The sequence below is a fragment of the Pseudomonas sp. BN411 genome, assembly GCF_029871235.1.
Lineage (GTDB): Bacteria > Pseudomonadota > Gammaproteobacteria > Pseudomonadales > Pseudomonadaceae > Metapseudomonas.
Genome location: NZ_SSOM01000086.1, coordinates 146567 through 170565, shown reverse-complemented (window position 1 = coordinate 170565; position 23999 = coordinate 146567). Strand labels below are relative to the sequence as shown.

The following is a 23999-nucleotide window of genomic DNA, read 5'->3' as shown; positions in this document are numbered from 1 at the left end:
CCATGGAACTGACCTACACAGCTGAACAGCGGGCCTTCCGTGAGGAGGTCCGCGCCTGGCTGGCGGCCAACGTGCCGGCCCAGCCGCTGCAATCCTTCGACTGCGAAGAAGGCTTCCGCCAGCACCGCGCCTGGGAAGCGAAGCTCAACGAGGGCCGCTGGGGCATGGTGACCTGGCCCAAGGAGCTCGGCGGACGCGGCTGCGACCTGATCCAGTGGCTGATCTTCGAAGAGGAGTACTACCGCGCAGGCGCCCCGGCACGGGTCAACCAGAACGGCATCTTCCTGCTCGGCCCGACCCTGATGGAGTTCGGCACCGCCGTGCAGCAGGAACGCTTCCTGCCGAAGATGGCCACCGGTGAGGAAATCTGGGCCCAGGGCTGGTCCGAGCCGAATGCCGGTTCCGACATGGCGGCCATCCGCTGCCGCGCCGAGCGCAAGGGCGACGTCTATGTGCTCAACGGCCAGAAGACCTGGTCCACCCGCGCCGTCTGGGCCGACTGGCTGTTCGGCCTGTTCCGCAGCGACCCGCAATCCAGCCGTCACCACGGCCTGACCTTCATCCTCCTGCCGCTGAACACCCCCGGCATCACCGTGCGCCCGATCCCGCAGCTCAACGGCCTGCCGGGCTTCGCCGAAATCTTCTTCGACGACGTGGAAGTGCCTGTGGATAACGTGCTGGGCGGAGAGGGCATGGGCTGGCACGTGGCGATGTCCACCGCCGGCTTCGAGCGCGGCCTGATGCTGCGCTCGCCGGCCCGCTTCCAGGAAACCGCACGACGCCTGGTGCAGCTCTACCTGGCCAACCGTGAGCAGGCCGACCTCGACCCGGCCATCGGCGAAGCGGTAATGCGCGCCTGGATGGACGCCGAGGCCTACACCCTGAACACCTACATGACCGCGTCAAGGCTGGGGAAGGGCGGCAAGATCGGCCCGGAATCCTCCACCAACAAGATCTTCTGGTCCGAGCTGGACCAGCGCATGCACGAGACGGCGCTGTCGATCCTCGGCCTGCGCGGCGAACTGCTGCCCCACGCGCCGGATGCCGGCGACGTCGGCCACTGGCTGGACGGCTTCCTGTTCGCCCAGGCCGGCCCGATCTACGCCGGCACCAACGAGATCCAACGCAACATCATCGCCGAGCGCATGCTCGGTATGCCGCGAGCCTGAGGAGCGCGCCATGGACTTCACCTTCAGCGACGACCAACTGCTGTTCCAGGACAACGTGCGCGCCTTCCTCACCAATGAAGTGATCCCGGAGCGCATCCGCGAGCTGTGGCAGAGCGAGAGCGGCCGCAGCGACGAACTCTGGACCCAGCTCACCGAACTGGGCCTCACCGCCATCACCGTGCCGGACGGCTTCGGTGGGCTGGACATGAACGAACTGGACTTCGTCCTGCTGGCCCAGGAGTGCGGCTATTCCGGCCTGCCCGAGCCCCTGGTGGACACCATGCTCATCGGCGTGCCGCTGCTTGCCGCCCTGCCGAACCAGCTCGACCTGCAAGGCGAATGGCTGACCCGCATCGCCGAAGGCAAGGCGCGCCTCGCCGTGGGCGAACCGGGTAATCCGCTGGTGGCCGACGCCCATGTGGCCGACCTGCTGCTGCTGCCCCATGGCGACGAAGTGCACGCTGTGCTGCCGGCACAGGTGCAGCTCACCCGCAATGAATCGGTGGACCCGAGCCGCCAGCTCTACCGTGTCGAATGGACGCCAAGCGCGGAAACCCGCGTGGCAGAAGGCGAACAGGGTAGGGCTCTGTGGGTCGCGGCGAAGAACCGTGGCGCGCTGGGCACCGCCGCCCAGCTGCTGGGCCTGGCCAAGCGCATGGTCGACCTGGCGGTGGACTACAGCTTCGAGCGCAAGCAGTTCGGCAAACCGGTGGGTTCCTTCCAGGCCGTGAAGCACCTGATGGCCAACGTCGCGGTCCTGATCGAGTTCGCCAAGGGCCCCCTCTACCGCGCCGCCCATGCCGTCGCCAACGGCCTGCCGGAGCAGGACATCCAGGTTTCCCACGCCCGCATCGCCTGCGCCGAAGCGGCGATGCTGGCGGCGAAAAACGCCATCCAGACCCACGGCGCCATGGGATACACCTGGGAAGTGGACCTGCAACTCTTCATGAAACGCGCCTGGGCCCTGGACAAGGTCTGGGGCGACCGCGGCTGGCACAAGGCGCGGGTACGTGAGGCGTTGTTCGCGGGTGCCATCCAGCCGGGGGCGGGCAATACCTTCTGACCCTTCCTGCCCTCACCCCAACCCTCTCCCGCAAGCGGGAGAGGGGGCTGTCCGTGCAGCGGGCCGCTTGTCTCCCCTCTCCCTCCGGGAGAGGGGCCGGGGGTGAGGGCAAATCCACTTCGACTTCACAGAGATTTCCCCATGCCCGAAGCCTACATAGTCGACGCCCTGCGCACCCCCACCGGCCGGCGCAAGGGCGGCCTGAGCCAGATCCACGCCGCCGACCTCGGCGCCCATGTGCTGCGCGAACTGGTCGCGCGCAACTCCATCCCCGATGCCGACTACGACGACGTGATCTTCGGCTGCGTCGACACCATCGGTCCGCTGGCCGGTGACATCGCCCGCACCTGCTGGCTGGCCGCCGGCCTCGACCAGGCCGTGCCCGGCACTACCATCGACCGCCAGTGCGGCTCGTCCCAGCAGGCGGTGCACTTCGCCGCCCAGGCCGTGATGAGCGGCACACAGGACGTGGTGATCGCCGGTGGCGTGCAGACCATGACCCAGATCCCGATTTCCTCGGCCATGACCGCCGCCGAACCCCTGGGCTTCACCGATCCCTTCACCGGCTCCGAAGGCTGGGTGAAGCGCTACGGCAAGGTGCCGCCGACCCAGTTCCGCTCGGCGCAGATGATCGCCGAGCGCTGGGGCCTGTCGCGCGAGGCGTTGGAGGCTTACTCCCTGGAGTCCCATCGCCGCGCCCTGCACGCCATCGCTGAAGGCCGCTTCGCCCGCGAGATCGTCCCGCTGGCCGGCGTCGAGCACGACGAAACCCCGCGCCAGACCAGCCTCGACAAAATGGCTGAGCTGGAGGCCCTGTTCGGTTGCGACCGCGTCACCGCCGGCGTATCCAGCCAGACCTGCGACGGCGCCAGCGCATTGCTGGTGGTCTCCGAGGCAGCGCTCAAGCGCTACAACCTGACGCCTCGCGCCCGCATCCACCACATGAGCGTGCGCGCCGACGACCCGGTATGGATGCTCACCGCACCGATTCCCGCCACCGAGTACGCCCTGAAGCGCGCCGGCATGAAGCTGGAAGACATCGACCGGGTGGAAATCAACGAAGCCTTCGCCTCGGTCGCCCTGGCCTGGCTGAAGGAAACCGGCTACCCCCATGAGCGCACCAACGTCAACGGCGGCGCCATCGCCCTCGGCCACCCCCTGGGCGCCACCGGCACCCGCCTGATGTGCACCCTGCTGCACGAACTGGAACGCAGCGGCGGCCGCTATGGCCTGCAGACCATGTGCGAAGGCGGCGGCCAGGCGAACGTGACCATCATCGAGCGGCTTTAACCCCCGCACGGACAAAACCCCCTCTCCCGCTGGGAGAGGGCTGGGGTGAGGGCAACCAACCCCCGCACGAATTCATCGGAGAACTCCCCATGCCAATTTGCCAAAACCGCTCCGTCATCATCACCGGCGCCGGCGGCGGGCTGGGTCGGGCCTATGCCCTGGCCTTCGCCGCTGAAGGCGCCAAGGTGCTGGTCAACGACATCAACCTGCCGGCTGCCGAAGCCGTGGTCGCAGAAATCCGTGCCGCTGGCGGACAGGCCATCGCCAACAACGGCGACATCACCCACTACGCCGCCGCCGGTGAAATCGTGCGCCAGGCCATCGAAGCCTTCGGTGACCTGCACGTGCTGGTGAACAACGCTGGCATCTGCCGCGATCGCATGTTCGCCAGCCTCACCGAATCCGACTGGGACGCCGTGATGGCGGTGCACCTGAAGGGCCACTTCTGCCTCGCCAGCCATGCCGTGAAACATTGGCGCGAGCAGTCCAAGGGCGGCGCGCAGGTCAAGGCGCGGATCATCAACACCAGCTCCGGCGCCGGCCTGCAGGGCTCCATCGGCCAGTCCAACTACGCCGCAGCCAAGGGTGGCATCGCCTCCCTGACCCTGGTGCAGGCCGCCGAACTCGCGCGCTACGGCATCACCGCCAACGCCCTGGCCCCGGCCGCCCGCACCGGCATGACCGAAGACGTGTTCGCCGACGTGATGAAGAAGCCCGAAGACGGCTTCGACTACTTCGCCCCGGAGAACGTCGCCCCCCTGGTCGTCTGGCTGGGCTCGGAAGAATCCCAGCAGGTCACCGGCCGCATGTTCGAAGTGGAAGGCGGCAAGCTCTCCATCGCCGACGGCTGGCGTCGTGGCCCCGAGTTCGACAAGGGCGCACGCTTTGCGCCGGCGGAGTTGGGCGGGGTAGTGCAGCAGCTGCTGGCCGAGGCCGTGCCGGCGCAAAAGGTCTATGGCAGCTGAGCCTGTCGTCTTACTGAGGCGCCCGGTAACCCAGGTTCCGGGCGCCAGTGTCGCCCTATTGCCTGAACTGATCGGGCTGGTCTACGAAGGCCTGAACGAAACCACCCCCTGGTTCGGGCTGGCTGAGCGTCTGCGCCATGTGCTGGTCGCGCGCAACGTCACGGTCACTCTGCATCATTCCGATGACCGCCCCTCCGATCTCCAGGTGATGTCCGTCGAACCGCATGACGAAACGGACTGGCTGCTGGCCGAACAGGTCCACCGCGAGCGCTTCACCCATATCGAGCTGTTGGACCCCGAGTCGGTGCTGCCGGGCGATATCCTCGTTTTCGGTCCGCGTGATGTGGAACCCGATTGCGCCGAGTTCATGCGTTCCCTTGATGTTTCCAGCTGCCTTCGAACCTGCTTCGCCGAGCCCGGCGGCATGCGCTGTTGGGTCGACGTGGTGCGTGGGCACAAAGCGCCGGAGCAGGGCTTCTCGTCCAGCGACGTGGAGCTGATCAGGAACCTGCTGCCGCACCTTTTCCGCGCCCTCGGGCTATACGCACGGCTGCAGCGCCAGGAGGCGGAACGCTCGATCTACGAGGGGTGTCTGGATCACCTGGTGCTGGGCTGCCTGCTGCTGGATGGCGATGGGCAGCTGCTGTGCGTCAACCGTGCGGCCAGGGCCATCATCGGCAAGCATCCAGGCATCGAGCTCAACCATGGGCGAGTGCAGCTGCAGGACCGCAGGACCCAGCGCGCGCTGGACGCGGCGATCGCCAATGCCATCGCGGCCAGAGCCTGGGAAGGCGCGCACTACCGTGGCGAACTGGTGCGCCTGCAAGCCCAGGATGGCGTGTTGCTGGGCATGCTGGCCGCGCCGGCCCCCTTGCTTGATTACTACCAGGGCCGACATGTGCCGAGCGTGATCATCTACCTCTCGGAGCTGACCGAGAACCAGGCCATGCAGCAGGTGCCGCGCGGATTCCCGGCGGAGCTGATTGCCCAGCTGCTGGACCTGACCCGCCAGGAAGCCAGGTTGGCCGCGTTGCTGGCCTGCGGCCAGACCATCAGCGAAGCCGCCGGTGAGATGGGCATCGCGGTGACCGCCGCGCGCAATTACTCGAAGAACATCTACGCGAAACTCGGCATCAAGGGGCAGACCGACCTGGTGCGCATCCTCAGCAAGAGCTTCGCCCTCCTGCGCTGACCCTCGAACCCCAGCTCCTGGCCTGCGTGTGGCTACCGCTGCAAGGCGATCGGCAGCGTTGCCGCCCCCGCTAGTACCGCGCACAACAGCAGGGCGGGCGTGTAGGTGTGGGTGGTGTCGACCAGATAGCCGACCGCCTCCGGGCCGAACGCCGAGCCGAGTCCGGCGACCAGGTTGCCAATGCCCAGCAGGCTGCCGAAGTTGCGTTGTCCCATGGCTTGCACCAGGAGCAGCGGCGAGAGCTGGTTGACCAGGTTGAAGGTGGTGCCCCAGCTCAGGGAAAACGCCACGACCGCCAGTAGGCCGAGCGCCGGGTTGGGCGCCGCCAGCAGGCAGAGGATGCCGGCAGTGCCAAGGGCGTTTCCGAGCAGGAGGATGTTCCTGGCTTCCCAGCGATGGCTCACGGCCCCGAAGAGGAAGTTGCCCGCCAGCGCCGCGGCGCCGATTCCGGCATAGAAAACCGCGGCGGTCTGCGTTGAATAGCCGGCCGTTACCAGATAGGGCACGAGGGCGATGTAGATGCCCAGGCTGCTCAGGGTCAGGAGCAATTGCATGGCGATCCATAGCCAGTAGCGGGGCATGCGCAGGACCTGGCCGATATCGTGGCCAGGGACCTCCTCTGTCGCGCTCCGGCTGGCCGTCATGCTGGCGTCGGGCAAGCGCGCCAGCCACAGCAGCAAGGGCACGCAGACGAGCAGGATCAGAGCGGCGCTGGCTTGCATGGTATGGCGCCAGCCGAGCGTGCTGATGAGGTGGGTCAGCCCGATGGGAAAGACGACGGCCCCCATGGCAGCGCCGCCGAGCAGGACGCCGAAGGCCAGGCCCTGCCGTTCGGGCGCGATCCAGCGCGTGGCCAGGGTAATGGCCGGGACGTAGGTTGAGGCGCCGACGCCCAGGCCGCCCAGCGCCAGGGCCAGGGTCAGCCGGTCGATGTCGGGGCTGCGGGCGGCGAGCAGGTAGCCCAGCGCCGCCAGCGTGGCGCCGGCGGTCATCACCAGGCGCGGCGCGGTGCGGTCGAGCAGCCAGCCGGCCAGGGGCATGGCCAGGGTCATGCTGACCATGAAGGCGGTAGCCATGCGCGCGGCCTGTTCACTGGTGCTGTGCAGGGCTGTGCTGATCGGCAGGGTATAGAGGCCGAGGGCGTTGAGGGTCGTGCCGAAGATCACGCACAGCACCAGCGCCAGGCCGAGGACCAGGCTCCACCCCTGGCGCTGGTCCGGCAGCACCAAAACCTTCGCCGGAGGAATGGTGAAGTCCTGCGCTGCCGCCGCATTGTCCAGTGCCGCTGCCGTCTGTTGCCAACGCGCCATGCCGATGCTCTCTGAAGGTGAAGGGCCGTCGGAGTCTAACCAGCGGCTTGCCTCCCTCAGCAGTACCAGTTGGTACTGGAGCGTCGATTGGCCTCCTCAATAGGATCGAAACCGCTGTGGCAGGCAGTGGCGGTCAGATCCCGTTCAGCCTCGATCAGTCCCAGGCAGGGGTTCTGAATTGCATTCGAGGAGACGGCAGTGAGCTGGAGTAAATATCGGCGTGCGGTGGAAGGACAGGTTCCGGTCTTTCCGGTCTCGGACGCGTATGAGTCGGGTGTGGTGCCCATTCGCTTCAGTGGCTGGCCGCTGCCACGGCAAATCCCGGCCTACCCGGCGCTGGACCACGACATAGAGGCAGATATCGTCGTGGTCGGCGCCGGGCTGGTCGGTTCTTCCCTGGCCCTGCGCCTGGCCGAGAACGGCGTGCGTGTCGTGGTGCTGGAAGCCGACCAGCCGGGCAGTGGCGCCTCCGGCCGCAACGCCGGGCATGTGCAGCCGTATCTCGCGTCGTTCGCCCCCCTGCAGGCCCATGCTGACCAGGGGCGGCGCTTCACCGAATACTTCATCGAGCACCGCGACGTGGTCTTCGACCTGTGCCGCAAGCATGGCCTGGAGGCTGACGCGGTGAAGTCCGGCATGGTCGATGCGGCCTGCCGCCGGCATGTCGCGCTTGAGAATAAGGTTAAGCAGTGGAAGGCCTTCGGCTACGACGTCGACCTGGTCGGCGCGGAACGCCTGAAGGAACTGCTGGGCACCAGTGCCTACAGCCACGGCGTCCACTGGCGCGAAGGCGGCCGGGTCAATCCCTATCTGTTCACCAACGGCATGATTGCTGCCGCCGTCCGCCTGGGCGCCAGGGTGTACGGCAATTCCGCCGTGCTGTCCTGTGAGCGGCGCGCGGCATACTGGCGCGTGCGCACCGCCACCGGCAGCGTGCACGCCCAACAGGTGGTGCTCTGCACCAACGGTCATGCCGGCAACCCGTTCTTCCCGGAGCTGACCCGCACCCAGTTCCCGCTGGTGGCCTGCGGCATGGCGACGCGACCCTTGCCGCAGGAGGTGCTGGAGATCGTCAATCCGGCCCGGGTCACCCTCATGCAGTACCCGGCGGGCCTGTATCCGCTGATCATCGACGGTCGCAACCGGCTCATCACCGCGACCATTCCGGGCGCTGGCCGCGCGCAGCGGGCGGCGGATCATTTCGCCTACTTCCTGCGCTACCTGCGGCGCACCTACCCGCAGCTCCGCGATACCCCCATCGAGATGGAGTCGTACTGGACCGGCATGACCGCCAATTCGTCCTCGGTCTACGACGCGTCCTACCCGAAGTTGTACCGGGCCGCCGAGGGCGTGCTGGCCCTGATGAATTTCGGCTCCTGGGGCAACGTCATGGGGCCGATGCTGGGCGTCAACCTGGCTGACGCGCTGGCCAGCGACCGCCTGCAGGACTGCCTGCTCCCACTGGAAACCCCCAAGGCCGTGCAGTGCCCCGGCCTGTTCGAAACCAAGATCCGACGCGTACTGATTCCCGCGGCCCGCTGGGCCGACAGGTTCAACCTCGTCTGAGGAACGCGTTGGCTGGTAACGCCAGAAAAACCGGCGAGGACTATCGGGCATGGATGTCCCGCCCGGGAAGGCGTGATCCGGCGGTCATGAATCGCCATAAGACAAAAACAAAAGGTGGAGATTTAAGAATGAGAGTCTTGCTGTTGGGCTGCGGAAACGTCGGCGCGAATGTCGCGCGCCAGTTGCTGCCCCGTAACCCCGAAGTCGAATGCATCATCGGCGACCTGAACCTCGAAGCCGCGGAGAAACTGGCCGCCTCGCTCGGCCCGAGGGCCAGTGCCGTCAGAGCCGACATTCGTGATCCGGCCAGGCTGGACGCGTTGCTCGACGGTGTGGACCTGGTCTTCAACGCCGTGGGGCCGTTCTATCGCAGCGCCGTTCCGGTCATCGAGGCGGCGTTGCGGGCACGGGTCGACTACATCGACATCAACGACGACCACGATGTTGCCGAGACCCTGTTCCTCGATCCGTCCTGGAACCAGCGCGCGCTGGACGCGGGGGTCAAGCTGGTCATCGGTTGCGGCTCGACGCCGGGCCTGACCAACGTGATGGCCAGGATGCTCGCCGACCGTCTCGACAAGGTGCGCGAAATTCACCTGGCCACTGCGGTGCCCTTCGTGCCGGACCTGCTGTCGCCCTCTGTGATCGACCACATGATGCACATCACCGCCGACGACGTGGTGCAGTTCGTCGACGGCGAGTATCGCAAGATGCCGGGCTGGGGCGGCCGGCTGGAGGTGCCCTATGCGGCGCCGTTCAAGGCCTACCCGTCGTTCTTCATCGGCCATGGCGAAACCGTCACCCTGCCGCACTTCATCAAGGGGCTGGACCAGGTGACCAACCGCATCGCCTTCTTCCCCGAGGCCGGCGCCGAAGTCTGGCGTTCGCTGATCGACCTGGGGCTTGGCAGTTCCGAGGTGATCGAAGGCCTGGGCATTTCGCCGCTCAAGTTCCTCACCCACCACCTGGCCAGCGAGGTCGGCCGCGCGAGCGTCACCGTCGACCTCTCGGACGAGCCCTGGGCCGTCGCTTCCCGCGTGGAAGTGGTGGGCGAGCGCAACGGCAACGAAGTGCGCTGCGTGCTGGAGCACCACCTGGACCTGCCCACCGAGCAGGTCGAGGACAGCACCCCCGACCCCACCCCGACCTGCGCCCGTCTGGTCATCGAGGCCTGGCTGGCTGGTTGCGTCACCGGCGAGGGCCTGCTGGCGCCTGAGGTCTGCCTTGACGCAGAGGCTTACGTTCGTGCCTTCGCGAAGGAGACCGGCGGCCGCCTGATCGAAACCGAAACGGTGCTCAAGCGCGATTGCTATGCCTGAAGATCGTCGGCGCCGCCGGGCAACGATGGCGCCGCAACGACCTGTCGACCAATCCGGGGTCGCCCTCCGCTGGAGGGCTGGCCCCCAACAGGACAACAAGAAGCATGATGAACATGTGTATTCGCAGGACCTGGCCGCTGCTGGCGGCCGTGCTGTTCACCCAGGGGGCCTGGGCCGTGGTCAGCGAGAGCGAGGCCGCGAAGCTGGGTGGAGACCTCACCTGTATCGGCGCGGAAAAGGCGGGTAATGCCGACGGCTCCATTCCCGCGTTCAGCGGGCAGTGGCTCGGCGCCCCGCCGGGCGTCGCGTTCGGCGGCCTGGGCAAGCGCCACCCTGATCCCTATGCCTCGGAAAAGCCGCTGTTCGTCGTCACCGCGAAGAACATGGCGCAGTATGCGGACAAGCTTTCCGATGGGCAGAAGGCGCTGCTGAAAAAGTATCCCGACAGCGTGTCTATCCCTGTTTACCCGAGCCATCGCGATTTCCGCTACGAGGACTTCCGGTGCGACCTCACCCGCAAGAATGCGGTCAGCGCGGAGCTGGAAGACGGCAACATGGGGGTGCGTGCACTGAAAGGCGGGACACCGTTCCCCATCCCGAAGAGCGGTGACCAGTTGCTGCGCAACATCCTGCTGCCGGCCTATGCCAACCAGGAAGATGCGGTGTACGACCAGGCCGTGGTCTACCCGGACGGCAATGTGGCCTGGGGGCGCATGCGTTACGAAATCCTCGACCAGACCAGCGACGCGGAAAATGTCGGCAAGCCGACCGAGGGCATCTTCGCCTACTCGCGGGTGACCATCCTCAAGCCCGAACGGCAGAAGGGCGAGGTGATGCTGACCTACACCTACTTCAACGAGGCGAAGAATCCGCAGACCAGCTGGACCTACAACCCGGGCACGCGAAGGGTCCGCCAGTCTCCCGGATTCGGCTTCGACATGCCGTTGGGGGTGGGCGGATTCCGTACCATCGACGACGACCGTCTCTTCAACGGCTCGCCGGAACGCTACGACTGGAAGCTCGTGGGCAAGCGCGAGATGTTCATCCCGTACAACGGTTATCGCCTGGAGGCTGCAGGGATCAAGTACGACGCCCTCCTCAAGACCGGCAGCATCGATTCGCAGTTCATGCGCTACGAACTGCACCGAGTCTGGGTGCTGGAGGCGACCCTGAAGGAAGGCTACCGCCATCAGTACGCCAAGCGCGTCCTGTATGTGGACGAAGACACCTGGAATGCCGTGATGGCCGACAACTACGACGCCCATGGCGAGTTGTGGCGCACCAACTTCATGAACACCTATTACGCCTATGGCGCGAAGCTGTTCCACGCGGGCGTCACCGTCTATCACGACCTGGTGTCCGGGGCCTACCTGGCCGACCGCCTGACCAGTGAACTCCTTGCACCGAGGGTCAATGGTGACCGGCTGAAGCCGTTTATGTTCACCACCGACCTGTTGCGCCAGTCGGGTAAGTAAGCGTGCCGGGCGCGGCGCCCGGACACGGAATTTATTCACCAAACCTTTCATATGACGACAGCCCTGGCGACGGCACGACCGCCGCCAGGGCGTGCGGCTGCGCGCCCGTGCCCGCTGACTTGGCGAGGCCGGCACGCAGAACAGGAGACTGTAGATGAAGCATTTCGCAGGCAATCTGGTACGGGAAAGCAGGGCGGTTCGGGGCGGGCGCTTGCGCCAGTTGATGCTCGGGTTGTCGATGGTGCCATTCGGCGCGCCCGTGTCCGCCGGCCAGTTCAGCGTCGGCGAAGAGATCGGCGTCGATTACCTGGTCAACATGACTTATGGCGCCGCGTACCGGCTGAACGATCCCTCGCGGGCCCTGGTGGACGGGCCGGTCGATCCGGCCACGGGGCTGCCCACCACGGTCAACGCCGATGATGGTGACCGAAACTTCAAGCAGGGCGCCCTGATCAACAATCGTGTGTCCCTGCTAGGCGAGATGGACATCAAGTACCGGAACTATGGCGCCTTCGTGCGGGCCAGCAGTTTCTACGACGATGTCTACCAGCACGAAAACGACAACGACTCGCCGGACACGGTGAACAAGGCCGGCGCCCACGACCATTTCACCAGCCATGCGCAGAACCTGGCGGGCAGCCGCAGCCGCTTCCTGGATGCCTACGTCTACGGCAGTTTCCAGACGGCCGAGCAGTCCATGCTCAACGTGCGTCTCGGACGCCAGGTGGTGCAGTGGGGGGAAAGCCTGTTCTTCCCCAACATCGCCGGTGCCCAGTCGCCTGCCGATGCCACCAAGGCCAACGTGCCGGGCACCGAGGTGAAGGACATCCTGCTGCCGGTCGGCCAGTTCTCGGGCCAGTGGCAGCTGACTCCGGATTTCGGCGTGGCCGCGTACTACCAGTACGAGTACAAGCGCACCGAACTGGATCCGGTGGGCACCTACTTCTCCTACACGGACGTGGTCGGGCCGGGTGCGGAGTTCATCCGTGCAGCTCCCGGTTTCAACATTCCCCGGTCCCCGGACGACCAGCCCAGCGACAGCGGCCAGTGGGGGGTGAGCACCCGTTTCTCGCTGGGTAGCGAGAGTGAGTTGAGCCTCTTCTACCTGCGCTACCACGACAAGAACCCCAACGTGGTGACGAACTTCGATGGCGCATTCCCGACCGACTACAACGTGGTGTATTTCGACGATATCGCGTTGACCGGGGCGAGCTTCTCGACGCGCCTGGGCGATTTCAACGTGGCCGGCGAGGTCAGCTACAAGGATGGCGTGCCGGTCCTGGTCGATTCGCTGATCGGCCCCTCGGCAACGCGTGCCGATGCCACTCAGGCGAACCTGTCCGCCATCTACCTCCTCGGGCCGATGGTGCTCTCGGACCAGACCACCTTCATTGCCGAAGCCAGCTACCTGCACGTGAACGATGTTGATCCGTTCGAGTTCGCCGGCGAGCAATCCGACCAGCTCACCCTGGACCGCAACTCCTGGGCATACCAGCTGCTGATGACGCCCTCCTGGAACAACGTGGTCGATGGCTGGGATCTGACGATGCCGGTTTCCTTCGCCCATCAGGTCCGCGGGGCGCCGGCTGTGGCCGGTGCCTTCGGCAGCCTGGTCGGCGAAGGGGACAAACGGGCAAGCGTCGGGGTCAACGCCAAGTACCTCAACAACCTGGAGCTGGGCATGGCCTACAACGCCTTCCTCGGCGAGGCGGACCTGGAAAAACGACCCCTGGCCGACCGCGATTACCTGGCGATCAGCGCCAAGTACAGCTTCTGACCGCTTCGGCGATGGGCATCCGGGTACCGGATGCCCATCGCCCATGAAGGAGTGCACCATGAAAGTGTTTGTAGGGCTCGCGATTTCGGCCCTGGTGGGGCTGGCCGGTGTGCTGGCCTTCGCCCCGAGATCGATGCCGGCGCTGCAGCCGACGCAGATTCCCGCCGAGCGCATGCAGATCAACGGGATAGAGGTAACCCGCATGGGCTGGGTCATGGCAGGGGAACTGGGCCATATCCTGATCTCCCGCGACCAGGGGCGGTCCTGGACCGCCGCGGACGTGCCGTCGTCGCGCCAGGCGCTGATCAATCGCCTGGTGTTCGCCGACGACACCAATGGCCTCGCCCTGGGCCACGAGGGCTGGATCCTGCGTACCACCGATGGCGGGCGCAGCTGGAAGGAGTCGGCTTTCCGGGCCGAAGGCGGCGAACCGCTGCTGGATGCGGCGCGCCTGCCGTCGGGCGACTGGCTGGCCGTGGGCGCCTTCGGCCGCGTGCTGCGCTCGCGCGATGGCGGCCGGAGCTGGCAGAACGAGGCGATTCCGGGACTGGCGGACTGGCACCTGAACGGCATCGCCGCATCGAAGGATCGCCAGCGCTGGCTGATCCTGGGCGAGGCGGGGACGCTGCTGCGCTCTCAGGATGGCGGGCAGAGCTGGCAGCCGGTGGAGCCGTTCTACAGTGGCTCGCTGTATGGCGCCGTCAGCCTCGGCGGAGCCACCTGGATCGCCTACGGCATGCGCGGGCACCTGTTCCGCAGCGGCGACGACGGGCGCAGCTGGTCCGCCGTCGCCCTGCCCAGCACGGCATCTCTCTATGCCGGCACCCTGTTGCCGGACGGCAGGCTGCTGCTCGCGGGGCAGGGCGGTGTGGTCCTGGCCAGCGATGACCGGGGCCTGTCCTTCCAGGTCCTGCGGGAAACCGGGCAGGAGAACCTGACGGACATCCTGGTTCCGTCTTCGGGCCCCTGGCTGCTGGTCAGCGACGCCGGCCTACGCAGGCTCGAACGGCCCGGCGCAGAGCCCCATGCCCCTACCACCATGCCGATCACCTCATCGCATCAGGGAACCCCGTGATGACCCACTCGCCACCTTCGACTCGCACCGAACGCCTGGTCGCCGTCCTCGCCCGCGGCCTGATCGCGCGGCGCCTGCCCCTGGGCATCCTGTTCCTGCTGTTGACCGCAGGTCTCGGTTTTTCCGCCCTGGATACCCGGCTCGACCCCGGTTTCAACAAGCTGATCCCACTTTCACACCCCTACATGGAGGCCTTCAAGGACTACGGCACCACCTTCTCCGGCGCCAACCGCGTCATGGTCAGCGTGCACTGGAAGGGGCCGGGCGATCTCTACAACGCCCACTTCCTCGATGTGCTGCGCAAGGTCACGGACGAGGTGTTCTTCACCCCCGGAGTGAACCGCAGTCGCGTGCGCTCCCTGTTCACCCCCAATGTGCGCTACATCGAGGTGACCGAGTCCGGCTTCACCGGCGACGTGGTCGTGCCGTCGCGCTTCGAGGCCAATGGCGCCGGGCTGGCGCAGATCCGCTCCAATGTGGCCAAGTCCGGGGAGATCGGCCAGTTGGTGGCCAACGACCTGCGCTCGGCCATGGTCCAGGCGGACCTGCTGGAGACTGATCCGCAGACCGGCAGGAAGCTCGACTATGCGGCAGTGGCGAAGCGCCTGGAATCGATTCGCGCCACCTACGGCAGCGACGAGATCGATATCCAGATCGTCGGCTTCGCCAAGGTCATGGGCGAGGTGATGGACGGCCTGCTGGGGGTGGTGCTGTTCTTCGCCATCGCCTTCGCGATCACCACGGCCATGCTGTGGCTGTATTGCCGCTCACTGAAACTCACGCTGCTGGCGGTCGGCGTCGCGCTGCTGCCAGTGGTCTGGCTGCTCGGGCTGCTGCCGCTGCTGGGTTACGGCATCGACCCGATGTCGGTGCTGGTGCCCTTCCTGATTTTCTCCATCGGCGTATCCCACGCGGTGCAGATGACCAACGCCTGGAAGCAGGACGTACTGGCCGGCGCCGGCGCGCGGGAAGCCGCCGAGGGTGCCTTCCGCAAGCTCGCCGTGCCGGGCACCGTTGCCTTGCTGGCCAACGCCCTGGGCTTCATGGTCATTATGGTGATCGACATTCCCATCGTCCGTGAGCTGGGCCTGACCGCTTGCCTGGGCGTGGCCCTGATGATCGTCACCAACAAGATGTTCCTGCCGATCATCCTCTCCCGCCTGCAACTCGAACCGGGCAGTCGCGACGCGGCTGTCGGGGCGGGTGCCCGTCATCGGCTCTGGTGGCAGCTGTCGCGCCTCGCCGAGCCCGGCCCGGCGCTGGCCTGTCTGGCCGTCATGTGCCTGCTGCTGGCGGCCGGCACCTACCAGGCGCGGTTCCTCCTGACTGGCGACGTGGGGGCCGGCGCGCCGGAGCTGCACGGCGATTCGCGCTACAACCGGGACAATGCGGCGATTATCGGCAGCTATGCCATCAGCATGGATGTGCTCTCGGTGTTCGTGGAAGCCACCGGGCTGGAAGAGGCCTGCCTCGACTGGTCGGTGATGAACGCCGTCGAACGCTTCGACCTGTACATGCGCGGGGTTGCCGGCGTGCAGTCGGTGAGCACGGTGGCCGGCGGCGTGAAGCTGTACATCGCGGCCAACAACGAGGCCAATCCGCGCTGGGCGGCCCTGCAGCGCGACGCTGCGGCTCTGCGCACGGGCGGCGGCGCCTCGAATCCGGAGCTGGGCCTGAACACCGAGGGCTGTCGGGTGCTCAACCTGCTGGTCTACCTCGATGACCACCAGGGCTCGACCCTGAAACACGTGACGGCTGAGGTCGAGAAATTCATCGCCAGTGAGCACATGCCGAATGTGCATTTCCGCCTGGGTGGCGGCAATGCCGGCGTGGCGGCCGCCACCAATGAGGCGGTCGAGCAGGCCGAGGTGCAGATGCTCGCCTCGATCTTCGCGGCGATATCCCTGCTGTGCTGGCTGACCTTCCGGGCCTGGCGCGGGGTGCTCTGTGTGATCGTGCCGCTGATGCTGGTGACCATCCTCTGCAACGCCCTCATGGCCCTGCTCGGCATCGGCCTTAAAGTGGCGACCCTGCCGGTGATCGCACTCGGCGTGGGGGTGGGCGTGGATTACGGCGTCTACCTCTACGAGCGCATGCAACACGAAATGGCGAACGGCCTGGACCTGCGCGAAGCCTTCTACCAGGCCATGTGCCAGCGCGGCACGGCGGCCGTGTTCACCGCGCTGACCATGTCCATCGGCGTGGGTACCTGGGCCTTCTCGGCGCTCAAGTTCCAGGCCGACATGGGCGTGCTGCTGGCGTTCATGTTCCTGGTCAATGTGCTGGGCGCGATCTTCCTGCTACCCGCCCTGGCGGTATGGCTCGGGGTAGGGCAGCGCTGCCGCGTCACGGCGCTGGCCTCGGCGTGAGTCCCATCGGCTTCCGTAGGTTGGGTAGAGCGAAGCGAAACCCAACGATCCAGGGTTACGCCCCAACCCCATTGCCCCAAACGGCCCCTCCCCGAGTCCGGAAGCAGGGTCACTCACTCAATTCACCCACTCCTGGCGTTGGAAGTGGCCTGGTAGTTCAGTTGGACGAGGGCCGTCATGCCCTTCGCGGTTAAGGTGGGCACTCACCTGCCTGCCCGAACGGCGCCGACTTCGCGACCGATCGCCAGCGTTCCCCGGACCCCACAGGTCTACTCGCCAGAACAACAATAAGGATCGCCTGCATGTCAGTACCTTTCTCCGTAAACCGGCCTTGCCGTCTGAATGAAGTCTCCGCCTGGGACCAGGAAGCCGATGTGATTGTCGTCGGCTTTGGGGCCGCGGGCGCCTCTGCCGCCATCGAGGCCGCCAGCGCGGGAGCCCAGGTCGTGCTGCTGGAGGCCACCTCCGGCAACGGCGGTACCAGCGCGCTTTCGGGAGGCGAGATCTACCTGGGCGGCAGTGGTGGCACCCCGGCCCAGCGGCAGGCTGGCTTCGACGACGACACCGAAGACCTGTATCGATACCTGATGATGGCCGGCGGCCCGGATGCCGATGAGGCCAAGGTGCGCCTCTACGCAGAGAACAGCCTGGACCATTACCACTGGCTGGTGGCCCAGGGCGTCCCCTACAAGAACACCTTCCTGCCGGAGAAGATGCTTGAACCCGTGACCGACGATTGCCTGATCTGGTCCGGCAGCGAGGAGGCCTGGCCGTTCGTCGAAGAGGCCACGCCGTGTCCGCGCGGCCACGCGCCGCAGTACCAGGGCTGGGGCGGTGGCCGCCTGCTGATGGACGTCCTTGCGGCCCGCGTCAGCGAACTGGGCGTCGAAGTGCACTATGACAGCCGCGTGATGGCACTGGTGGCCGATGACGATGGCAAGGTCCACGGTGTGGTGGTGCGAAGCGACGGCCGCCTGCGTTTCGTCCGTGCGCGCAAGGGCGTGATCCTGTGCGCTGGCGGCTTCGTCATGAATCGCGAGATGGTACGTAGCCATGCCCCGCAGTTGATGCATAACGAAAATCCGATCGGTACGCCGGGGGACGACGGCAGCGGCATTCAGTTGGGCATTAGCGTCGGCGGCGCGGCTATCCACATGGACGAGGCCTTCGTCAGCTTGCCGTTCTATGCGCCGGAATCCTTGGTCAAGGGCATCTTCGTCAATGAGCGCGGACAACGCTTCATCAACGAGGACAGCTACCACGGCCGCATCGGCTACCACATCCTCCGCCAAGGCGGGAACCGGGTGTTCCTGTTGGCGGACAACGCCACATTCGAGCGTCCCGCCGAGTTCACCCGTATCGATATCGCCGCCGTCGGCGAGACCTGGGACGAGGTGGAGCAGGAGTTGGGGATGCCGGAGGGGACCCTGGCAGCGAGCGTGGCCTTCTTCAACCGTCATGCCGCCGAGGGCCGCGACCCGCTCTTCCATAAGGCGGCAAAGTGGCTCAAACCGCTGAACGAGCCGCCCTTCGTCGCCCTGGACTGCCGCTTCGATTACGCCTTCTTCCCGCACTTCACCTTCGGTGGCCTCGACACGCTGCCTACCGGCCAGGTGTTGACCGCGCAGCGTGAGCTTGTCGCCGGCCTCTATGCAGCAGGGCGCACCAGTTGCGGCCTGCCACGCTGGGGCGGTGGCTACAGCTCGGGCATGTCGCTGGCGGACGCTACGTTCTTCGGCCGTCAGGCCGGTCGCCACGCGGCGACGCAGGGCTGATCCAACGCAAGACGCCCCGGAGATTGTTTCCAGGGCGTCCTCTGATGATGGGAAGCACTACACGGCAGTTATGGCCCTCGTCTGGGCCCGGAAGGTCTACGGCACCCAATCCCTGTAGGGGCGAATTCATTCGCCAAGGACAGCGCAGCTGTCCCAAATGGCCGGCACGCAATCACCGCCGTAGGAGCGAGCTCTGCTCGCGAACAACCCCATCCAAATCCGCTCCCATAGATTTCGTATTCCCCAAAAAGAAAGAAGGCGCCACAGGTGGCGCCTTCTGCCTTTCGACGTGCATACATCATGAGTTGCCCGCCTCTGAACTGCTCCGGGAATTAGCTGATGCGGTTGGCCCCAGTGCGGTCGGCACCACCTTCAGCCACACGCAGGGACTGGGAGCGCTCGGAGCCGTTCTCCGCAACGCGGTGGATGCTGGTGCGCTCAGCGCCACCTTCGGCGACGCGGTGGATGGAAGTGCGCTCGGCACCACCCTCGGCAACCGACAGTGCGAAAGCGGAGGCGGACAGGCTGGCGATGAACAGGCTGGCGAAGATTTGCTTTTTCATTTTGGTCACCTTGGTTCGAGAGGGGTGGAATTCGTCTATGGGGCCCATGTTACTGATGGGATTGCGCTGAAGAAGTGATGCTGCGTAATGGTTGCCATCGATGCAGTTGATGGTTGATTCAGTGCAGCTAATAACGGTGAATCGAGGACCTCGCTGCCACCCGGCGCGCTGGTGGCAACGAGCTTGCCCTGTCTGGGCTTCAGAGGTTGTCGGCGTCGATGATGGCCTTGGTGAAGGCCTGCGGATCTTCCTGGGGCAGGTTGTGGCCGATGCCGCCGGGGATCAGTCGGTACTCATACTTGCCGGTGAAGCGCTTGGCATAGTCCTCGGCCTTCGGGTGCGGCGCACCGTTGGCGTCACCTTCCAGGGTGATGGTCGGCACGCGGATGGAGGGTGAGGTGGCCAGCTTCTGCTCCAGGGCCTCATAGCGGCTTTCCCCCTTCTCCAGGCCCAGGCGCCAGCGGTAGTTGTAGACGGTGATGGCGACGTGGTCGGGGTTGTCCAGGGCAGCGGCGCTGCGATCGAAAGTGGCGTCGTCGAACGCCCATTTCGGCGAGGCCAACTGCCAGATCAGCTTGGCGAAGTCGTGGGTGTTCTGTTCGTAGCCGGTGCGCCCGCGCTCGGTGGCGAAGTAGAACTGGTACCACCACTGCAGTTCGGCCTTGGGCGGCAGCGGCTTCTGGCCCGCGGCCTGGTTGCCGATCAGATAGCCGCTGACCGACACGAGCGCCTTGACCCGTTCCGGCCAGAGTGCGGAGACGATGTCGGCCGAGCGCGCGCCCCAGTCGTAGCCGCCGAGCACAGCCTGTTTGATCTTGAGCGCATCCATGAAGTCGATGACGTCACTGGCCAGAGCGGCCGGCTGACCATTGCGAACGGACCGCTCGGAGAGGAAGTGCGTATCGCCATAGCCCCGTGCATAGGGCATCAGCACCCGATAGCCCTTGTTCGCCAGCAGAGGCGCGACCTTCTCATAGCTGTGGATATCGTAAGGCCAGCCGTGCAGGAGGATGACCACAGGCCCATCGGCGGGGCCGACCTCGGCATACGCCACGTCCAGCAGCCCGGCCTTTACATGCTTCAGCTGGCTGAACGGGGAGGCCTGCACGCTCTGGCTGCTGGCACTGGTCGCGGCATGCGCCGCGCTCGTGGAGGCTTGGGCGTGAGCCAAGCCGAGCTGCATCAGGGTCAGGGCGAGGATCGACGAGCCGACCCAGCGGCGGCGTTTATTGCCGGTTGCCTTGTTCTGCATTGCCATCTTCATGAGGATGTCTCCGTTGCAAGCGTTTGGCTGGGGGCCGGTCGACCCCATTCAAGTGACGCATGCAGTTGAACACCCCGAGGTATCTGGCCTGTGTCAGCTCCCTGGTCAAACTCGTACCCATGTATCTCAATGCATTTCAGACACACTGTGATGCATAGCGATCCTGTCCTTCGCGGGGGCGGGCCATACGGCGTTGGCAGCTCGAATGAAATCCGGGAAAACTCCCCCCTGTGGGGGCGAATTCATTCGCTAAGGGCAACGCACGATTACCGCCGTAGGAGCGAGCTCTGCTCGCGAACAACCCCACCCAAATTCACCGCTGTAGGGGCGAATTCATTCGCCAAGGGCAACCCCGTTGCCCCAACAAACAAAGGCCCCTCTCCACATCGGAAGAGGGGCCCAACTACACCTCAACTCACCTTACCCCCAACGGCAACTCCTCCATCTTCACCAACTGCCAGAAATCCTCCAGGTTGCTGCGAGACAAATGAATCAACGCATCCACCAGTGCGCTTTCCTTGATGTTGTCCAGATAGGGCCCGGGAATCCCCTCCCGTAGCGCCGCATTGTCCAGAACGACCTCGGCAATCATCTGCACCGTGTGCAGCCGCGAATCCAGCCGGTCCAGCAGCTCCCGCAGCCGACGTTCCTCAAGGTCAATGCTCATGCCGACACCTCCTTGCCCGAGGCCATGAACGCCGGCAAATCCCGCCAGGCCACCCACACCTCGCCCTGCCACCTCACCACACCAATGCGCCTGCCCTCATAGCTCAGAACGTCACGGCACGGCGCCGCATCCGGCACGCGGTGATAGTCATGCAGCGTCGGCACCAGCACCTCGCTCAGCCAACGGCCAACCTCGCCGTGCTCTGACTGGCCGAACTGGAACAGCACCTTGTAGGCACCGATATCGCTGATGGCGGTGACCTCTTCATGGAAGTCATGGGTGTAGCCAAGGCGGAGAGTTTGTCGCTCGTGAGGCTCCAGGGCCTGGAGCAAGGGAAGGGCATCGGGGTGGCCGATCAGCCGGGCGAAGTCATGGGCAACGAACCAGGGCTGGTTGTCGACCATCAGGGCGCGTAGGCGCTGGGAGTGGCGGTAGAAAACGATGGGGGTGTATGCGTCGTGCATGGTGGTACTCCTGCTAAGTGAAAGAGTTGCCACCTGCGTCGCCAAACGTGGGTGGCAAATCGCGCGGGGTTGGCGAACCGGTTAGCAGGAACCCGGCAGACCCGAAGGTCTCCCCGCGCGATCTGCCATAAAGCAATGCAGTCTTTCTGCATTCGTGCGGGGACCTGCAAGAACTTCCGCCGTTCTCGCAAGCACCTTGCTGGCGCTATCGCGCCTGCTAATGTCGGGTCGCCAAACCCAGCCACGGGATTGACCGTGACGGCGGGGACACTAGCTATGGCGCGCGTAGGGTCTCAAGGCTAACGGGCTGTAGGAAAGTTCTCTGTAAGGAGGGGGAAAGAGAGTCGGAAGTATCTGTAGGAAGAAGCCGTGCAAGGGCCTATGCGGGGTGTCTATGGGGGCAGCAATCGGCCGCAGACATTAGGAGTGCAAAAAATAAACTTGTCTCCTTTTTCGGGTTCGGTTTGGCTCGCCACAGAACCTGAATTCGTAGCTTGCCGAAAATGGTACGTCGCGCCTTTAAAAAACTTTACGAAGGAGCGCAGACACCGGATTATCTCAAGTCAGCGAGCGCATCAACCTCACCTAAAAAAACAAAAACAGGTGTCTCTATGCTACTCGAGCATGCGTTGTTAGCCGATGTCAGCGGCAAGCCGATACGCCAGCATCACAAGATTCATTCAACCGATTGGGATGAAATTAGCGATTGGTCGGATCGCGTTTACATGCCCTATCGTGCGCTTCCAGTCGGGCATGCCATCAAGCCGCAGGCAAGTATGCATTCGTCCAGGATTGGCGAATTGACGTTGACTCGTTTCGGCTATGGAGTCGCGGTGAACGTCGATGACTTCTCACCCGAAGCGGGGAACGCGCTGCTGCTCACGACCATTCGCGGCAATGCACGGCACTGGACGCAGCGTTCCGTCACTCAAGATACGGCAATAGGTGAATCCTTCATTGCCGATTGCAGTCGTGTCGATTACCGGGTCGACCTCGATCCGGATCACCTGCAACTGAATCTGACCATTCCTCATGTGGTTTTGGAGCGCCTGGCGCAGCAGTGGCTTGGGTTCGTGCCCGATGATCAGTTCTGGAGATACAAGTGCACCATCGGCGGAGTGGGTTCGAGCTGGCTAAGTCTGCTGAAGTACGCGGTTCGTTGTGTTGCCGAGAATCCCGAGCACATGGCTGAAGGACGCATTGGCGCCCACTTGGAGCAAAGTCTTTGCTTTCATTTGCTGCATGAGTGGACTGGCCGCGCCGCGCAAGCTGGGCTTGATGTGAATAACCCAATGAACCGGATTGCACCCCGTTATGTCAGGGCGGCCGAAGAGTTCATGAGAGCCAATGCCGCGAGCCTCCCGACGCTCGGAGAAGTTGCCAGTGCGGTTGGGACCAGTGTGCGGGCATTGAGTGGCGCCTTCACGCGTTTTCGCGGTATGACGCCCGGCGCATTCATGCGCGAGCAGCGGTTGCAGGGAGTGCGCCGCGATTTATTGGCGACAGATCCGGAGTCGGGAGCGACAGTTTCGGCCATCGCCTTTCGGTGGGGATATTTGAACCTGGGTGAATTTGCGGGCGTCTATCGCAAGCGTTTCAGTGAGTTACCTTCCCAAACCTTGCAGAGGCGATTGCGCTAGCATCCTGACGCAGGAAAAAGGCACCGAGAGTGGCGTCAAACCCACTCCCGGTGCCCAGGGACCCAGTCATTCGCTGCGGGTCAGAACACCCACAGCAGCCGTAGGTTAACCCGCTGCTTTTCCTTGAAGCCGTTGTCGACCGATACGTCCTGACCGTAATTGAGCAGGGTCTGGAAAGTTGGGGTCATCCAGTATGAGGCCCCAACACGGTACTTACTGGTGTTGGGTTCATCGTTCTGATCCTGACCATCAATGCGCGTCTCACCGCCCCAGAGTTGAGATGCACCGACATGCACCGACAGCTTTGGGGTCACGGCGTATCTCAGGTAAGTCTGGGCTTGCCACAGTGGCTTTTGGCGCAATGTCAGGCCTTGACTCGTGAAGTCGTCATTTTTGCGAAACAGGGTCACATCCGCGGTGAGGTCCAGGGACAGTTTTTCGGTGAGACCTGTCGCATAGCCGGTCTGCAACGTTAACTTCCAACGGTTTTCACCCAGGTTGAGTACATCGTTTCGGTCATAGTTGCCGGTCGGCACGAAGAGGTAGGGCGCAATGCCCCAGTAACGTCTCTTCGCCGGATCATTCTCGAGCCACAGGGTGGACGCCAGAATCAAATCACCCACGCCACTGGTTTGTCCCAGCGAGTCGTTATCGCGTGTTCCTTCCAGACGACCGAAGGGCAGCAGGAACTGCGTATTGATCGTGTAGTCACCCAATTGCTGGTAATGCGCGGCGCGCAGTATGCCGATATCCGAGTCGAGCCCCGCCTTTATCCCGATCTTGTGACCATCACTGTAAAGCGACCTCCTCTGTGCATGCTGGAGGTAAAGCAAACCGATACTGCTGCCGGCTGGAAGCGCAGCCGTGTATTCACCGGCGTCCACATCGATAGCCTGGGCGTTACCCGCCAGAGTGGCCAGTACAAGACCGGTACCGATCTTTGAAGTGCCAAGTGCGCAAACTATGGGACGAACGCGCACAGGAGGGCATATGGAGATCTCCATGAGTCACCTATTTTGTTTTTGTTGGTTTTCAGAGAGGGGGCAGTTTTCTTAC

Annotated in this window: 19 protein-coding genes; 13 read left to right on the top strand and 6 right to left on the bottom strand. The window is 64.7% G+C overall.

The window, feature by feature from the left end:
* Nucleotides 1–2 precede the first annotated feature (2 nt).
* The 5 genes from E8F06_RS28995 (at nt 3) to E8F06_RS28975 (ending at nt 5679) form a co-directional block, all read left to right on the top strand.
* Nucleotides 3–1169: an acyl-CoA dehydrogenase family protein gene (locus tag E8F06_RS28995; protein WP_280372588.1), complete on the top strand. Its 1167-nt coding sequence runs from the start codon at nt 3–5 to the stop codon at nt 1167–1169.
* A 10-nt stretch (nt 1170–1179) separates the two neighbouring features.
* Nucleotides 1180–2232, top strand: a complete 1053-nt coding sequence (locus E8F06_RS28990) for an acyl-CoA dehydrogenase family protein (protein WP_280372587.1) — start codon at nt 1180–1182, stop codon at nt 2230–2232.
* 141 nt (nt 2233–2373) lie between these two features.
* The gene (locus E8F06_RS28985) at nt 2374–3522 is read left to right on the top strand and encodes an acetyl-CoA C-acetyltransferase (protein WP_280372586.1); all 1149 of its coding nucleotides are present in this window, start codon (nt 2374–2376) and stop codon (nt 3520–3522) included.
* A gap of 89 nt (nt 3523–3611) precedes the next feature.
* Nucleotides 3612–4487, top strand: a complete 876-nt coding sequence (locus E8F06_RS28980; protein ID WP_280372585.1) for an SDR family oxidoreductase — start codon at nt 3612–3614, stop codon at nt 4485–4487.
* 58 nt (nt 4488–4545) lie between these two features.
* The gene (locus E8F06_RS28975; protein ID WP_280372584.1) at nt 4546–5679 is read left to right on the top strand and encodes a helix-turn-helix transcriptional regulator; all 1134 of its coding nucleotides are present in this window, start codon (nt 4546–4548) and stop codon (nt 5677–5679) included.
* A 32-nt stretch (nt 5680–5711) separates the two neighbouring features.
* On the opposite strand, the gene E8F06_RS28970 is transcribed toward E8F06_RS28975, so the two are convergent.
* Nucleotides 5712–6989: an MFS transporter gene (locus E8F06_RS28970; RefSeq protein WP_280372583.1), complete on the bottom strand. Its 1278-nt coding sequence runs from the start codon at nt 6987–6989 to the stop codon at nt 5712–5714.
* A gap of 198 nt (nt 6990–7187) precedes the next feature.
* On the opposite strand from E8F06_RS28970, the gene E8F06_RS28965 reads away from it, so the two are divergent.
* The 7 genes from E8F06_RS28965 (at nt 7188) to E8F06_RS28935 (ending at nt 18345) form a co-directional block, all read left to right on the top strand.
* Complete coding sequence (locus tag E8F06_RS28965; protein WP_280372582.1) at nt 7188–8555, top strand: FAD-dependent oxidoreductase; 1368 nt, start codon at nt 7188–7190, stop codon at nt 8553–8555.
* Between the two features lie 128 nt (nt 8556–8683).
* Nucleotides 8684–9874, top strand: coding sequence for a saccharopine dehydrogenase NADP-binding domain-containing protein (locus tag E8F06_RS28960; RefSeq protein ID WP_280372581.1), 1191 nt, complete (start codon nt 8684–8686; stop codon nt 9872–9874).
* Between the two features lie 104 nt (nt 9875–9978).
* Entirely contained in the window at nt 9979–11349 is a 1371-nt protein-coding gene (locus tag E8F06_RS28955) for a DUF1329 domain-containing protein (RefSeq protein WP_280372580.1), read from the top strand.
* Between the two features lie 154 nt (nt 11350–11503).
* A complete protein-coding gene (locus E8F06_RS28950; protein ID WP_077523874.1) occupies nt 11504–13126 on the top strand; it encodes a DUF1302 domain-containing protein in 1623 nt (540 codons plus the stop codon).
* Between the two features lie 58 nt (nt 13127–13184).
* Complete coding sequence (locus E8F06_RS28945) at nt 13185–14201, top strand: YCF48-related protein (RefSeq protein WP_280372579.1); 1017 nt, start codon at nt 13185–13187, stop codon at nt 14199–14201.
* Nucleotides 14201–16570: an MMPL family transporter gene (locus tag E8F06_RS28940; RefSeq protein WP_280372578.1), complete on the top strand. Its 2370-nt coding sequence runs from the start codon at nt 14201–14203 to the stop codon at nt 16568–16570. Before E8F06_RS28945 ends, E8F06_RS28940 begins: the two co-directional genes overlap by 1 nt.
* A gap of 302 nt (nt 16571–16872) precedes the next feature.
* Nucleotides 16873–18345, top strand: coding sequence for an FAD-dependent oxidoreductase (locus tag E8F06_RS28935; protein ID WP_280372577.1), 1473 nt, complete (start codon nt 16873–16875; stop codon nt 18343–18345).
* Nucleotides 18346–18677: 332 nt separating this feature from the next.
* On the opposite strand, the gene E8F06_RS28930 is transcribed toward E8F06_RS28935, so the two are convergent.
* From E8F06_RS28930 to E8F06_RS28915, 4 genes are all read right to left on the bottom strand, one after another.
* Entirely contained in the window at nt 18678–18908 is a 231-nt protein-coding gene (locus tag E8F06_RS28930) for a hypothetical protein (RefSeq protein ID WP_280372576.1), read from the bottom strand.
* Nucleotides 18909–19107: 199 nt separating this feature from the next.
* A complete protein-coding gene (locus E8F06_RS28925; RefSeq protein ID WP_280372575.1) occupies nt 19108–20172 on the bottom strand; it encodes an alpha/beta hydrolase in 1065 nt (354 codons plus the stop codon).
* A gap of 415 nt (nt 20173–20587) precedes the next feature.
* The gene (locus E8F06_RS28920; protein WP_280372574.1) at nt 20588–20839 is read right to left on the bottom strand and encodes a hypothetical protein; all 252 of its coding nucleotides are present in this window, start codon (nt 20837–20839) and stop codon (nt 20588–20590) included.
* Nucleotides 20836–21303 (bottom strand): phage antirepressor, encoded by a 468-nt coding sequence (locus tag E8F06_RS28915; protein ID WP_280372573.1) that lies wholly within the window; start codon nt 21301–21303, stop codon nt 20836–20838. The genes E8F06_RS28920 and E8F06_RS28915 overlap by 4 nt, the downstream gene beginning before the upstream one ends.
* Before the next feature lie 611 nt (nt 21304–21914).
* Between E8F06_RS28915 and E8F06_RS28910 the strand changes: the two genes are divergently transcribed.
* Nucleotides 21915–22943 carry an AraC family transcriptional regulator gene (locus tag E8F06_RS28910; RefSeq protein WP_348532275.1) on the top strand — a complete coding sequence of 343 codons (1029 nt, stop codon included), beginning with the start codon at nt 21915–21917 and terminating at the stop codon, nt 22941–22943.
* An 80-nt stretch (nt 22944–23023) separates the two neighbouring features.
* Here the strand turns inward: E8F06_RS28910 and E8F06_RS28905 are convergent, their stop codons facing one another.
* On the bottom strand, nt 23024–23947 hold the full coding sequence (locus E8F06_RS28905) for a transporter (protein WP_280372572.1): 924 nt from the start codon (nt 23945–23947) through the stop codon (nt 23024–23026).
* Nucleotides 23948–23999 lie beyond the last annotated feature (52 nt).